Here is a 13593-nt window from a genome sequence, read left to right as displayed (position 1 = left end):
TTCCCTGACATGGAGGAGTGTGCGCCCATGCGCGTTGTCGAAGCCTTCCGCGATGCGTACGGCACGGCCCCCGAGGGCGTCTGGCACGCGCCCGGCAGGGTCAACCTGATCGGCGAGCACACCGACTACAACGACGGCCTGGTGCTGCCCTTCGCGCTGCCGTGGGGGGTGAACGTGGCCGCCTCCCGCCGCGACGACGCGGCAGTGCGGCTGCTGTCCCTCCAGGCCGGCGCCGAACCGGTCACACTGGACGCCCTTTCGCAGGCCGCGGGGTGGGCGCGCTATCCGGCGGGCGTGTTCTGGGCGCTGCGCGCCGCCGGGCACGCCGTGGGCGGGGCCGACATCGTGATCGACGGCGACGTCCCGGCCGGGGCCGGGCTGTCCTCCAGCGCCGCGCTGGAGGTCGCGGTGGCCTTCGCCCTGAACGACCTCTACGCCCTCGGGCTGGGCCGGATGGACCTGGCGGTGGCCGCGCGGCGGGCGGAGAACGACTTCGTCGGCATGCCCTGCGGGATCATGGACCAGGCCGCCTCCGCGCTCGGCGAGGAGGGCCGCGCGCTGTTCCTGGACTGCCGGAGCCTGGGCGGCCGGACGATCCCGCTGGACGTGGCCGCGCACGACCTGACGTTGCTGATCATCGACACCGGCGTCCACCACGAGCTGGCCGACGGCCAGTACGCGCGGCGGCGGGCCGACTGCGAGAGCGCCGCCAAGCGGCTCGGCGTCGAGGCGCTGCGCGACGTGAGCGACCTCGCGGCGGCGCTGGGCACGCTCGGCGGCGACGAGCGGGCCAGGGTCCAGCACGTCGTGACGGAGATCCACCGGGTGGAGGCCGTCGTAGGGCTGCTCCGGGCCGGGGCGGTCGAGCAGGTCGGCGCGCTGCTGAACGCCTCGCACCTGTCGCTGCGCGACCAGTACGAGGTCTCCTGCGCCGAGCTGGACGTGGCGGTGGAGGCGGCCGTGCGCGGTGGCGCGCGCGGGGCCAGAATGACCGGAGGCGGCTTCGGCGGCTCGGTCATCGCCCTGGTGCCGACCGCCCGGCTGCAGGCCGTTCAGGACGCCGTGGCCGCCGCGTACGGCGAGCGCGGCTGGGCCGCCCCGCGGTTCCTGCCCGCGACGCCCTCGGCCGGGGCCCGCCGCCTGGCCTGAACCATCCGCGTATGCGAAAGGCCCCCGGGGATGGCACCCCGGGGGCCTTCCTGGTGGCTCCCGCGACAGGACTCGAACCTGTAACCTGCCGGTTAACAGCCGGACGCTCTGCCGATTGAGCTACGCGGGACCGCACACGCACTTGCGGATCTGCCGGGCCTTTCGGCTCCGTCCGCAGCGCGCGGGTCTAGATTAGCGCACATCCGCGGGTGCGTGCTCCAACCGTCCGGCGGGGTAGGAGCGCGATAGCGGGGTAGCGGGGGATCTACGACAGGCGGAGGTGGGAAAGGTGCGTTACCGGGCGACGTTCGCCATCGGTCTGGCCGTGGGATACGTCCTGGGCAGCCGGGCCGGGCGAGAGCGTTATGAGCAGATCAAGCGGACCGCGCAGCGGGTGGTGGACAGCCCCGCGGTCCAAGAGGCCGCGGGCCTGTTCGGCGCGCGGGTGTCGCAGGCCGCGGGCGCGGCCAGGAGCAAGGCGGAGAACGTGCTCGGCGACCGGGTGCCGTTCCTGCACAAGGAGGACGACACCAGCGACGTCTGGAACCAGGAGTCGCACCCGGTCAATCGCGGCGGCCCGCGCCGCGGTCAGATGCCGTAGCTGCGGCGCAGGCTCTCCAGCGCCTGCTCGGCGAGCGCCCGCAGGCCCGGGTCGTCGGGGTCGAGCCCTTCGTCGAAGACGAACTCCCAGGCCGGCTGCTCCTGGTCGGGCACCCGGCGGGCGACCAGCCGGACACCGCCGCGGCCGGGCAGCTCCACGTGCCTGCTGACCAGGATCGACCAGGTCACCCGCTCCCTGACGACGTCGGGCAGGCGGCCGGGCTCGGGCACCCGGATCACGTGCCTGGCGCCGTCGGTGGTGAGCAGGCGCAGCCCCTCCTCGTCCCACTCGCCCCGGTCGATGAGATACCAGGGCAGGCGGGTGCCGCCGGGCAGGTAGAGCGCGCGGTCGGTGGCCACCACGTGCCCGTCATCGTGCCCGTCGGCGCCTGCGGTCTCGGCGTGCGCGAGTACGCGGTCGCGGGGATCGACCTCGACGCCGGGCGGCAGGCGGCGCGAGCCGATGGGGAACCTCATGCCCCAAAAGTACCCGGCCGTGCCCGCGACCCCGATCCGGCCTGGGGCCCGGCCTCGGGCCGCGCGCCGGGCTCCGGCGGCTCGGCGTCGGCCAGCAGGTCCAAGGTCAGGGCGGCCGACCAGGAGAAGTCGCGGCAGCCCCGGCCGCTGCCGTCGAAGGGGTCGAAGCACTCGCGAAAGCCCGCCTGGCGTACCAGGCGCAGCGTGCAGGCCGCCAATGCCTGGGCCAGGTCGACCAGGCCGTGCCCGATCGCCGCGTGCCGCAGCAGCCAGTTGGTGTTCACCCACGAGGGGCCGCGCCAGTAGCGGGAGCGGTCGAACTGCGCGGACCGGATGTCGACGCTGGGCACCGGGTATCCGGCCGCGCCCATGAACCTGCCCGACTCCAGCGCGGTCACCAGGGTCCGCACGCGGTCCGTGGGCAGGTACGGGTCCACGAGCGGCGTGAAGGACCCCACCGAGGCCATCGGTATCGGCTCCCCCGCCCGGAGGTCCCTGGCGTAGTACAGGCCGTCCCAGGGGTCCCACAGGCGTGCCGTCATGGCCGTCCTGATGCGTTCGGCCGCCTCCCGCTGCGGACGCGGGTCGGCGCCCGCCACCGGCGCCAGTTCGGCCAGCGCCTCGCAGGAGGCCAGCCAGATCCCGTTGAACATCGGGTCCTCGATCGCGAACGGGTGCTCCTGGTGCAGGTAGGCGGTGTCGTATCCGGAGTCGCGGTAGCCGAGGGCCAGCGACACGTACCGGTCGTGGTGGTTGTCGGGGTGCCTGCCCGGCAGGAGTTCGCGGTGGTAGGCGTACCGGACGGCGGGCAGCGCGGCGAGCGGCGCGTCCCACAGCGGGCTGTCGTCCATCCCCGACTCCCACGGGTGGACGATCGCCGCCAGCCCGGCCCCGCCGAGGTCGCGGGCCGTCTCCAGGTAGCGGTGCTGGGCCACCAGCGACGGGTAGACCCGCCGCACGAACGCGTCCGCCGCCTCGCGCTCGGTCGCGTACCGCCAGATCCACCAGGCCGCCAGGGCCTGGAGCGGCGGCTGGGTCAGCCCCGAGGTGGCCACGTGGCGCGGCGCGGCGGCGTGCTCGTGGGAACGCCAGACCGAGGGCCCGGGGAAGTAGCCGCCTGCCGTGCGGAAGAGGATGTGCGGGACCATGCCGGTCCGCCACTGGCCACCGAGCAGCCCGGCCAGTTCGGCCTTGGCCCGCTCGGAATTGGTCCTGGCCAGCCCTATCGCCACGAAGGCGGAGTCGAGGCTCCACTGGTGCGGATAGAGCCCGGGGGCGGGCACGGTGGCCACTCCCGTCCAGTTCGCGTCGAGCACGGAGAGTGCCTCGCGCCCGAGCGCGGCGTCGTCAACCGAGGGCCGCGCCTCCATTCATTTAGTTTGCGGTGTTATGTCCCGGGTGAACACCCCTGGGGGTTATCCCGCCGGAATTGCGGTGATCAAGAAACGCTCCCGCGGGGCCCGCGCCGGGCTCGCCCGGCTCATGGGTAGAGGCATTCCTGCCGGTATGTTCAGTTGTTCGTTCGTATGACGTTGAGCGCCGATCGGGCGGTCAGTCGAGATAGTCGCGGAGCATCTGCGCCCTGGTCGGGTGGCGAAGCTTGGCGAGCGTCTTGGACTCGATCTGCCGGATCCGCTCCCTGGTCACGCCGAACTCCCTGCCGACCTCCTCCAGCGTGCGCGGATGCCCGTCGGACAGGCCGAACCGCAACTGGATGATGCGCTGCTCGCGCTCCGAGAGCGTCGCCAGGATGTCGTCGAGCTGGTCCTGCAACATGATGAACGCGGCGGCCTCCATCGGCACCACCGCGTCCGCGTCCTCGATGAAGTCGCCGAGATCGGAATCCTCCTCGCCGATCGGCGACTGCAGGGACACCGGCTCCTGGGCGATCCGCTGGATCTCCACGACCCGATCGACCGGGAGGTCCATCTCCAGCGCTATCTCCTCGGGCGCGGGCTCGCGGCCGAGATCCTGGTGGAGCTGGCGCTGTACGCGCACCAGCTTGTTGATCGTCTCCACCATGTGCACCGGGATGCGGATGGTGCGGGCCTGGTCGGCGATCGCGCGCGTGATGGCCTGGCGGATCCACCAGGTGGCGTACGTGGAGAACTTGTAGCCCTTGGTGTAGTCGAACTTCTCCACCGCGCGGATCAGGCCCAGGTTGCCCTCCTGGATGAGGTCCAGGAACAGCATGCCGCGCCCGACGTAGCGCTTGGCGATGGAGACGACCAGGCGCAGGTTGGCCTCGATCAGCCGCTGCTTGGCCCGGTTGCCGTCCCACACCAGCTCCTGGAACTCCGGATGGGCCAGCCGCAGCACGCCACCGGCCAGCTTCTCCTCGGCGAACAGCCCGGCCTCGATGGACTTGGCCAGCTCCACCTCCTCCTCCGCCGTCAGCAGGGGCACTCTGCCGATCTCGCGCAGGTAGATGCGCACGAGGTCGCTGGTCGGCGCCCGCTTGCCGGCGTCTTCGTCATCGACCCGAGCGGTCTCCTCGTCGCCCTGCGGCTCAAGGACCTCCACGCCTTGCTCGGCGAGCATCCGCACGACGCGCTCCAGCGCGTCTGACGGCAGCTCGGATCGGTCGAGCGCGGCGGCCACGTCATCGACAGTGACGCTTCCGCGCTCTCTTCCCTTCGCGACGAGGTCCGCCACCTGGTCTACCGATGGCGGCCCACTTGGCAGCACCGATGCACCCACGGAACACAGTCTGCTGTATTGGGCCCGTAAAACGGCAGACCTATTTTTGTCACAGATGGTAAGGCGGGGGTCATTACCAAAATGATATCTGATTAAGGTTTGGCAGATCCGGCTCCCGGAAAGTAAAGCCCATTACGCGATCTTTTCCCGGGCGGACGCGCCGCCCGGGGATATTCGCGCGGCCCGCCCGCGGTCACCCTGAGTGGCGCCGGACGGCCGCGCCGCCCCATCGGCTCAGGGTCAGGGGCTGCCGGCGGCCCGGTCGCGCAGCACCCGCCGCTGCTGCTCCAGGGCGACCAGCTCGCCGAACAGGCGGTTGTACTCCTGCTGCTCATCGACCGGGTTGAGCCGCTGCAACCGGGACTTGACCTGCGCGATGGCGCGGTCGGCGGCGATGGCCTCCAGGGCGGCCAGCATCGCGGCCCCGTAGCGCTCCTCGCCGCCCGCCTCGGTGCGCAGCTCCTCCACCGCCATCCGGGTGATCATCGGGCGGGTCACGTCGGGCACGCCGTCGAGCAGCCGGTCGATCCACTCGCGCCCGCCGGGGCCCGCCTGGGCGGTGCCGCCCGCGCCGAGGATCCAGGCGTACAGCTCGACGTGCTCGGGCAGCGTGAACGCCTGCGGGCCGAGCGCGTCGAAGCCGGGGCCGAGCAGCGCGGGCCGCTGTACGGCGAGCTTCAGCACCTCCGCCTCGACCCGCACGCCGGGATCGGCCGGGTCGGCGGCGCGGCGCGGCGGGGCCGGGCGCTCGGCGCGGCGGGCCTGCTGCCCGGCGGCGGGGGCGGGGGCGGCCTGCCCCGCCATCTCGGTGATGCGCCCGATGACGAGCTGCTCGTTGAGGAAGCCGAGCCAGCGGTCCAGGTCGATGGCGTACATCTGGCGCAGCGCGCGGTCCTTGATGGAGGCCACGATGGGGGCCGCCGCGTCGAGCGCAGCCAGCTTGCCCTCGTTGGTGGCGAGGTCGTAGCGGGAGATCGTGCTGCGGATGGCGAACGCGAACAGCGGCTCACGGCTGGCCACGAGGTCTCTGACCGCCGCGTCGCCGTGCTTGATCCGCAGGTCACACGGGTCGAGCCCGTCGGGCTGCACCGCGACGAAGGTCTGCGTGACGAACTTCTGCTCCTCCGCGAAGGCGCGCAGCGCGGCCTTCTGGCCCGCCGGGTCGCCGTCGAAGGTGAACACGACCTCGCCGCGGAACTCGGCCTGGTCGAGCAGCAGCCGGCGGAGGATCTTGATGTGCCCCTCGCCGAACGACGTGCCGCAGGTCGCCACCGCGGTGGGCACCCCGGCCAGGTGGCAGGCCATCACGTCGGTGTAGCCCTCGACCACCACGGCCTGCGAGCGCTTGGAGATCTCGCGCTTGGCCAGGTCGATGCCGTACAGCACCTCGCTCTTCTTGTAGAGCGGGGTCTCGGGGGTGTTGAGGTATTTGGGGCCTTCGTCGTTGTCGAGCAGCTTGCGCGCGCCGAAGCCGATCACGTCGCCGGTGATGTCGCGGATCGGCCACACCAGCCGCGCCCGGAACCGGTCGATCGGCCCCCGGCGGCCCTCCTTGGCGATGCCCGCCTTGATCAGCTCGGCGGCGGTGAAGCCCCGGCCCATCAGGTGCCTGGCCAGCCGGTCCCAGTCGGGCGGGGCGAACCCCACCCCGAAGTGCTCGGCGTCGACCCGCTCGAACCCGCGCTCGGACAGGAACCTGCGGCCGGGCCCAGCCTCCGGCCCGCCCAGCAGCTCCGCGTAGTACTCGGCGGCGGCCCGGTGCGCCTCGATCAGCCGGGTGCGCTCGCCCTGCTCCCGGCCGGGCACGTATCCGCCCTGCTCGTAACGGAGCTGGATGCCCGCCCGCTGGGCCAGCCGCTCGACCGCCTCGGAGAAGGTCAGGTGCTCAAGGCGGCGGACGAACGTGATGACGTCGCCGCCCTCGCCGCAGCCGAAGCAGTACCAGTAGCCGCGGGCGGGGGTGACGTTGAAGGACGGGCTCTTCTCGTCGTGGAAGGGGCAGAGACCCTTCAGGTTTCCGCCGCCCGCGTTGCGGAGCTGGATGTGCTCGCCCACCACGTCGGCGATGGGTGAGCGCTCCCTGACGTGCGCGATGTCGTCATCGCTGATCCGGCCTGCCACGCCGCGAGTCTATTGGCGTGGGCCGACAGAACGCGCGCCGGTGCCCGGGACCGCCGTCCGACTTTCCCGAACAGGTCATGGCCAAACCGGCAGTCCGCTACAAAGGTAATGACTCCCGGCGAGTCACAACGGGATACCGTACGCAGGTGGAGAAGATGCGATCAGGACATCACGCACGTTCGGGGCGTCTGGCCGCGGTGGCCACGGCCGCCGGCGCCGTGTTCCTGACCGGCGCCTGCGCCTCGGCGGGCGGAGTGGCGGGCGTCGTCACCGTGTCGCCGGTCGCCACCGGGCCGCAGGCCGCGTCCGAGGTCATCGCCACCATCCCCGCCCAGGGAGGCGCCTCCGTCAAGGAGGCCGGTCCCTCCGGGGAGGCGCGCGTCGCCGTACAGCGCCCGCCCGCGGACGCGCCGGTGCAGGTGCCGCCGCCGAAGGTCTCCAAGTACACCTACGCGTTCCCGGTCAAGGGCTGCGAGGCCAAGTACGCGCGCAAGCTGCTGGTGCTGCCCAAGACCACGATCTGGGCCCAGCGGGGCTGCGCGTTCATCGCGCCCATCGACGGCACCGTGGACGAGGTCTCCGGCGGCGACGGGTGGCGGGCGTCCAGCGACCTCGGCAAGGACCGCGAGGGGCGGTTCGTGTCGATCATCGGCGTGGACGGCGTGCGCTACCTGGGCGGCCACCTCGACTCGGTGACCCCGGGCCTCGCCCCCGGCACGAAGGTCAACGCCGGGCAGACCCTCGGCCGGGTGGGCAACTCGGGCAACGCCGCGGGCAACGCGACCAACCTCTACTTCGCGATCTCCTGGAAGACCCGCCCCGGCGCGTGGTGGGTCCGGCGCGGCATGGTCGAGCCGTGGGACTACCTGGACGCCTGGCGCGACGGCAACCGCACCCTCTCCCCTCGCGAGGAGGTGCTGGAGACGCGGCGCAAGAGCGGGGCCGAACCGGCTTGCCGCATCCTCTGCACCAGCAGGTCGGCCACTCCCCCGCCGGAGACCCCCGACAGCGGGAAGAAGAAGAAAAAGCCGCGGCCCGACCCGGTCCCGACCGTGATCCACCCCTCGCCCCCGCACGCGACGACCGGTTCGGCCTCCTGACCCTCCGGGCCTGCGGGGCGGGCGTGTCGCGCCCGCCCCTGGCCGTCGTCGTCAGAGGGAGCCGAGCGGCACGTCCGGGTCGGCCAGGGCCTTCAGGTCCACGGCCCTGCCGGCGCGGATCAGGTCCTGGATCTGGTCGGTGACGTCCCACACGTTGACGTTCATCCCGGCGACCACCTTGCCCGCGCGCAGCCAGAACGCGATGAACTCCAGGTCATCGGCCGAGCCGCGGAAGACCACCTCGTCGTGGCCCTCGATGTCGCCGCTGAACTCCATGCCCAGCTCGAACTGGTCGGTGAAGAAGTAGGGCACCCGGTCGTAGGAGACCTCCCGGCCGAGCATCGCGCGTGCCGCGTCCGGGCCGCCGTTCAGGGCGTTGGCCCAGTGCTCGACGCGTACGGGCCTGCCGTACAGGGGGTGGAACGCCTCGGCGATGTCACCGGCCGCGAACACGTCGGGGTGGGACGTGCTGCGCAGCGACGCGTCGGTCAGCACGCCCTCGTTCACCGCGAGGCCCGCGGCGCGGGCGAGTCCGACGTTGGGCGCGGCGCCGACCCCGGCGATCACGTGGGCGGCGGGCAGGCTCTCGCCCGCCGCGGTACGGACCTCGGTGGCGGTGATCTCCGCGATGGAGGCGCCGAAGCGGAACCCGACCCCGTGGCGGCGGTGCAGCCCGGCGAAGACCTCGCCCAGCTCGGGGCCGAGCACCCGGTGCAGCGGCCCGGGGGCCTGCTCGACCACCACGACCTCACAGCCCGCCTCGCGGGCCGCCGCGGCGGCCTCCAGGCCGATCCAGCCCGCCCCGGCCACCACGACCGTCCCGCCTCCGGCGAACGCCGCGCGCAGCGCGTCGCTGTCGCCGAAGGTCCGCAGCCGCCTGGCGCGCTCCCCGCCGGGTACGTCCAGCCCCTTGGCCGACGAGCCGGTCGCCAGCAGCAGCTTGTCGTAGGGCAGGGTCTCACCCCCGGCGAGCGTCACCGTGTGCCCATCCGGGTCGATCGACGTGACGGCGGCGCCCAGCCGCAGATCGACGGAGTTGGCCGGGTACCAGTCAGGCTCATGGACGAACGCCGCCTCGCGCTCGGCCTTGCCCATCAGGTAGTCCTTGGACAGCGGCGGCCGCTCATAGGGCCGCAACTCCTCCTCACCGATCAGCGTGACGGGCCCTTCGTAGCCCTCCTCCCGCAAGGTCTCGGCGGCCTTCGCCCCCGCCAGACCAGCACCGATGATGACATGTCCCGCCATTAGCTCTCCTCTTTCCTCGTGATCAGATGCCGGGCGATCACAAGTATCCGCCTGCGCGGAGGTCAGCGTCCGGTGAGCCGCGCATGCCAGGCGACCGCCGAGGTGTCGGTCAGCGAGGCGATCTGGTCGATGACCACGCGCACCCGCGCCGCGTCGTCCCCGGCCCTGGCGAACGCGGGCCGCAGCGCGGGCTCCAGCGTGCCGGGCGCGCCCAGCATGATCTCGGCGGCCAGCTCGGTGACCAGCTCGCGCTGCCGGGCCTGGACGGCGTTGTGCTCCGCGCTGCACATCACGTAGTGCGCGGTGATGCCCTTCAGCAGCGCGCACTCCACCCGGGTCTCGGCGGGCACCACCAGGTCGGCGTCATGGCGCCCGGGACGCTCGCCGTACGCCTCGACGGTGGCGAGCTGGGCCGCGCGGGTCAGGCGGCCGATGAGGGCGCTGGTCAGGCCCTTCAGCGCGGCCAGGCCCGCCAGGCTGCCGTCGAACTCGCGCGGCCAGTACGGCTGGTCCACCAGGTGGGCGAGCGCCGCCTCAAGCCGGGCCCTGTCGGCCCCGGGCGCGTACCAGCCGACCGTACGGTCGCAGACCTCGGCGCGCTCGGCGGGCGAGCGCAGCGCGCCGAGAGTGACGTGCCCGGCGTGCAGCGCGTCCTCAAGGTCGTGCACGGAGTAGGCCACGTCGTCGGCCCAGTCCATGATCTGCGCCTCGAAGCTGACCCTGCCCTCGGGCACGCCCTGCCGCATCCACTCGAAGACCGGCAGGTCGTCGGCGTAGACGCCGAACGGGCCGGCGCCGCGCACGGGCCAGGGGTACTTCGTGGCGGCGTCGAGGGCGGCCCTGGTCAGGTTGAGCCCGGCGCTGCGGCCGTCCTCGGTGACGACCTTGGCCTCCAGCCGGGTCAGCAGCCGCAGGCTCTGCGCGTTGCCCTCGAAGCCGCCGCACCCGGCGGCCAGTTCGTCCAGCACGCTCTCGCCGTTGTGCCCGAACGGCGGATGCCCGAGGTCATGGGCCAGGCAGGCGGTCTCTACCAGATCGGGGTCACAGCCCAGCGCCTTGCCCATCTCCCGGCCCACCTGGGCGCACTCCAGGGAGTGGGTGAGCCGGGTCCGGGGCACCTGCTGGCCGTTGCCCAGGGTCTCCCCCGGGCCGACCACCTGTGTCTTGGCCGCCAGCCTGCGCAAGGCCGAGGAGTGGAGCACCCGGGCGCGGTCGCGCTCGAACGCGCCGCGCTCCGGGTTGCCGGGCGGTTCCGGCACCCATCGTTCCTGGTCATGCTCGCTGTACGAACGCATCAGTGGTTTTGAGACTATTCCCTCACCACCGGCCTTATGCCACCAACGCCGGGGAAACGTTCAGCGGGTGTCGGACGTCGTGCCCGCGATGGCCGCCCTGCCCGCCTCCAGCCGGGCCACCGGGATGCGGAACGGCGAGCAGGACACGTAGTCCAGCCCCACCTCGTGGCAGAAGCGCACGGACTCGGGGTCGCCCCCGTGCTCGCCGCAGATGCCCAGCTTGAGGTCCGGACGGGTGCGCCTGCCCTCCTCCACGGCGATCCGCATGAGCCGTCCGACGCCGTCGCGGTCGATCGTCTCGAACGGCGAGACGCCGAAGATCCCCTGGTCCAGGTACTTCCCGAAGAACGACGACTCCACGTCGTCCCGGGAGAAGGCCCAGGTCATCTGGGTGAGGTCGTTGGTGCCGAAGGAGAAGAAGTCGGCCGCCTCGGCGATCTGCCCGGCGGTGAGCGCCGCCCTCGGCACCTCGATCATGGTGCCGACCAGCGCCTCGACGCCGGTCTCCCGCAGGATGCCGACGGCCTCCTCACGGATCTGCTCCAGCTCCTGCACGGCCCCGACCAGCGGGATCATGATTTCCGGACGCGGGTCGCCGCCCTGCTCCCGGCGGCCGCGCGCGGCCTCGGCGATGGCCCGCACCTGCATCGCGAACAGCCCGGGGATCACCAGGCCGAGCCGTACGCCGCGCAGGCCGAGCATCGGGTTCTGCTCGTGCAGGCGCTTGACCGCCTCCAGCAGCGTGGCGTCACGGTCGGATCCGCGGCCGGTGGCGACCTTCACCGACAGGTCCACGATGTCGGGCAGGAACTCGTGCAGCGGCGGGTCGATCAGGCGGATGGTCACCGGCAGGCCGTCCATCGCCGTGAAGATCTCCTCGAAGTCGGCCCGCTGCAGCGGTTCGAGGGCGTCCAGCGCGGCCTGGCGCTCGTCCTTCCCTTCGGCCAGGATCAGGTTCTCCACGAGCCTGCGCCGCTCACCGAGGAACATGTGCTCGGTGCGGCACAGCCCGATGCCCCCGCCGCCGAACCGCCGGGCCCGCGCGGCGTCCTCGCCGGTGTCGGCGTTGGCGCGTACGCCGAGCACGCGGGCCTGGTCGGCGTGCCGCATGATCCGGTCCACGGCCCGTACCAGGTCGTCGGACTCGTCCGCCGAGCCCTCGAAGTACTCCACCACCACGGAGTCCACGACGGGCACCTCGCCCAGGTAGACCGCGCCGGTGGTGCCGTCGATGGACAGCACGTCGCCCTCTTCGATCACCACGCCGCCGGGGGCGGTCAGCCGTCCGGCGCGTACGTCGATCTCAAGCTCCTCGGCGCCGCACACGCAGGTCTTGCCCATGCCGCGAGCGACGACCGCCGCGTGCGAGGTCTTGCCGCCCCTGCTGGTCAGGATGCCATTGGCGGCGATCATCCCGCTCAGGTCCTCGGGGTTGGTCTCCCGGCGCACCAGGATGACGTCCTCGCCCCGTGCGGCCAGCTCGACGGCCCGCTCGGAGGAGAACACGGCCCTGCCGACGGCCGCGCCCGGCGAGGCGTTCATCCCCGTGGTGATCTTCCGTGCCTTCACGTTGCTGTCGAAGCGGGGGAACATGAGCTGCGCGAGCTGCGCGCCGCTGCACCGCGTCACGGCCTCGTCGAGGTCGATCAGGCCCTGGTCGGCGAGCTGCACGGCGATGCGGAACGCGGCGGCGGCGGTGCGCTTGCCGACGCGGGTCTGCAGCATCCACAGCTTGCCGCGCTCGATGGTGAACTCGATGTCGCACAGGTCGCGGTAGTGGTTCTCCAGCTTCTCCATGATCGCCAGCAGCTCGTCGTACGAGGCCGGGTCGATCGTGGCCAGATCCTGGAGCGGGACGGTGTTGCGGATGCCCGCCACGACGTCCTCGCCCTGGGCGTTCTGCAGGTAGTCGCCGTAGATGCCCTGCTGGCCGCTGCCCGGGTCGCGGGTGAAGGCGACGCCGGTGCCGGAGTCCATGCCCCGGTTGCCGAAGACCATGGTGCAGATGTTGACCGCCGTGCCGAGGTCGGCGGGGATGCGCTCCTGGCGGCGGTAGAGGATCGCGCGGGGGGCGTTCCAGGACTCGAAGACCGCCTCCACGGCCATCCGCATCTGCTCGCGGGGGTCCGCGGGGAAGTCCCTGCCGGTGGCGTCACGGACGATGCCCTTGTAGATCTCGACCAGGCGCTGGAAGTCGGCGGCGGTCAGGTCCAGGTCGTCGCGGGAGCCCTTGAGGTCTTCCAGCGCCTGCTCGAACCGGCCGTCGATGCCGAGGACGGTCTTGCCGAACATCTGGATGAGGCGGCGGTAGGAGTCCCAGGCGAAGCGGTCGTTGCCGCCGGCCTGCTTGGCCAGCCCGCGTACGGACTCGTCGTTGAGCCCGATGTTGAGGACGGTCTCCATCATGCCCGGCATCGAGAACTTGGCCCCCGACCGTACGCTGACCAGCAGCGGATCGTCGGCCTGGCCAAGCCGCTTGCCCATCCGCCGCTCCAGCTCGGTCAGGTGGGCCTCGATCTCGTCGCCGAGACCGGCGGGGAGGGTCCCGTCCGCGAGGTAGCCACGGCACGCCTCGGTGGTGATCGTGAAGCCCGGAGGAACGGGCAGCCCCAGGTTGGTCATCTCGGCCAGGTTGGCGCCCTTGCCGCCCAGGAGATCTTTGAGGTCCTTGTTCCCCTCGGTGAAGTCGTAAACAAACTTCGGCACCGCAGCTCCTTCTCCGCCGCCAACGAAGGCATCGATCCGCCTTACTGGGACTGTACCGATGAACTTGATGACGAAACGTCACCCATCAGGAAATAATAGATTTACCCAGGTCAGAGAGGTCGATGAGGTCTAATCCAATTGACATGTGGATCTAATACACCCTCGTCCGAGATCGATCGGTAAATTGGTTTATACCAATT

10 protein-coding genes and 1 tRNA gene are annotated in these 13593 nt (G+C 71.7%); 3 read left to right on the top strand and 8 right to left on the bottom strand.

All coding sequences use genetic code 11. The features are described 5' to 3' along the window. The first annotated feature begins 27 nt into the window (after positions 1 to 27). A complete protein-coding gene (gene galK / locus DP939_RS09065; protein WP_113980183.1) occupies positions 28 to 1149 on the top strand; it encodes a galactokinase in 1122 nt (373 codons plus the stop codon). A 54-nt stretch (positions 1150 to 1203) separates the two neighbouring features. Here galK and DP939_RS09060 read toward each other — a convergent pair. Then, a tRNA-Asn gene (locus DP939_RS09060) sits at positions 1204 to 1279 on the bottom strand. Positions 1280 to 1438: 159 nt separating this feature from the next. Here DP939_RS09060 and DP939_RS09055 point away from each other — a divergent pair. Continuing rightward, a complete protein-coding gene (locus DP939_RS09055) occupies positions 1439 to 1750 on the top strand; it encodes a YtxH domain-containing protein (RefSeq protein WP_113980182.1) in 312 nt (103 codons plus the stop codon). Here DP939_RS09055 and DP939_RS09050 read toward each other — a convergent pair. The 4 genes from DP939_RS09050 to dnaG form a co-directional block, all read right to left on the bottom strand. Continuing rightward, positions 1738 to 2226, bottom strand: a complete 489-nt coding sequence (locus DP939_RS09050) for a hypothetical protein (protein ID WP_113980181.1) — start codon at positions 2224 to 2226, stop codon at positions 1738 to 1740. The two genes, DP939_RS09055 and DP939_RS09050, sit on opposite strands and share 13 nt — an antisense overlap. Then, entirely contained in the window at positions 2223 to 3596 is a 1374-nt protein-coding gene (locus tag DP939_RS09045) for an amylo-alpha-1,6-glucosidase (protein WP_225878123.1), read from the bottom strand. The genes DP939_RS09050 and DP939_RS09045 overlap by 4 nt, the downstream gene beginning before the upstream one ends. A 181-nt stretch (positions 3597 to 3777) precedes the next feature. Continuing rightward, positions 3778 to 4881, bottom strand: coding sequence for an RNA polymerase sigma factor RpoD (gene rpoD, locus DP939_RS09040; RefSeq protein WP_404828581.1), 1104 nt, complete (start codon positions 4879 to 4881; stop codon positions 3778 to 3780). A gap of 285 nt (positions 4882 to 5166) precedes the next feature. After that, positions 5167 to 7047 (bottom strand): DNA primase, encoded by a 1881-nt coding sequence (dnaG, locus tag DP939_RS09035; protein ID WP_113980179.1) that lies wholly within the window; start codon positions 7045 to 7047, stop codon positions 5167 to 5169. A gap of 155 nt (positions 7048 to 7202) precedes the next feature. Here dnaG and DP939_RS09030 point away from each other — a divergent pair, with 155 nt between their 5' ends. After that, complete coding sequence (locus tag DP939_RS09030; RefSeq protein WP_113980690.1) at positions 7203 to 8147, top strand: M23 family metallopeptidase; 945 nt, start codon at positions 7203 to 7205, stop codon at positions 8145 to 8147. A gap of 51 nt (positions 8148 to 8198) precedes the next feature. On the opposite strand, the gene DP939_RS09025 is transcribed toward DP939_RS09030, so the two are convergent. The 3 genes from DP939_RS09025 to ppdK form a co-directional block, all read right to left on the bottom strand. After that, the gene (locus tag DP939_RS09025; protein ID WP_113980178.1) at positions 8199 to 9392 is read right to left on the bottom strand and encodes an NAD(P)/FAD-dependent oxidoreductase; all 1194 of its coding nucleotides are present in this window, start codon (positions 9390 to 9392) and stop codon (positions 8199 to 8201) included. Between the two features lie 62 nt (positions 9393 to 9454). After that, positions 9455 to 10687, bottom strand: coding sequence for a deoxyguanosinetriphosphate triphosphohydrolase (locus DP939_RS09020; protein WP_113980177.1), 1233 nt, complete (start codon positions 10685 to 10687; stop codon positions 9455 to 9457). 60 nt (positions 10688 to 10747) lie between these two features. Continuing rightward, entirely contained in the window at positions 10748 to 13393 is a 2646-nt protein-coding gene (ppdK, locus tag DP939_RS09015; RefSeq protein WP_113980176.1) for a pyruvate, phosphate dikinase, read from the bottom strand. Positions 13394 to 13593 lie beyond the last annotated feature (200 nt).

This window comes from Spongiactinospora rosea, from assembly GCF_003315795.1.
GTDB classification, from domain to species: Bacteria; Actinomycetota; Actinomycetes; order Streptosporangiales; family Streptosporangiaceae; genus Spongiactinospora; species Spongiactinospora rosea.
This window is presented reverse-complemented; position numbering and strand designations above follow the sequence as displayed.